This window comes from Mesorhizobium sp. M1E.F.Ca.ET.063.01.1.1, assembly GCF_003998155.1.
In the GTDB taxonomy this organism is placed as follows: Bacteria; Pseudomonadota; Alphaproteobacteria; order Rhizobiales; family Rhizobiaceae; genus Mesorhizobium.
The window spans coordinates 1-431 of sequence record NZ_RZSC01001641.1; the positions used below are offsets into that span (position 1 = coordinate 1).

A 431-nucleotide genomic window follows, 5' to 3' on the forward strand; every position below is an offset into this window, starting at 1 on the left:
GCGTTGTAAGGAGCGACAGGCACCGCCTGCAGATTGTATCGCCTGGAGCGGCGATCACCACTTTTGGAAAGGACCCCGACATGACCATTTCCGCGCTTACGCTGACCCCGTTGATCTCGCTGATCGCCGGCGTGCTGATCCTGGTCATGCCCAGGCTGCTGAACTACATCGTCGCGCTCTATCTGATCATCGCCGGCCTGCTCGGACTGTTCCCGCATCTCGGCGGCTGAAGGTCTGAAGGCCGTCATCGCCCCTTCACTGCCAGCGGGCCGGTCGGGGTCGCGGTCTTCAACTTTCCTTTGAGGCTGTTGTGCCGGGCGATGCGGCAATAGCGCCATTGCTCTGCGTCCAGCTTTTCGCTATGTGCCTCCAAGATGTCTTCGAAGGGGTATTCCTATGGCTGATCACACGCCGACCGGTCCTGTCGAACT

1 protein-coding gene is annotated in these 431 nt (G+C 60.3%); it reads left to right on the forward strand.

Annotation, left to right across the window (positions count from 1 at the left end; translation table 11 throughout):
* Positions 1–80 precede the first annotated feature (80 nt).
* Positions 81–230, forward strand: a complete 150-nt coding sequence (locus EOA29_RS40195) for a DUF3096 domain-containing protein (RefSeq protein WP_127222595.1) — start codon at positions 81–83, stop codon at positions 228–230.
* Positions 231–431 lie beyond the last annotated feature (201 nt).

Coding starts and splice junctions, on each gene's coding strand:
- EOA29_RS40195 (WP_127222595.1), top strand. CDS start 81: ATGACCATTTCCGCGCTTACGCTGACCCCGTTGATCTCGCTGATCGCC.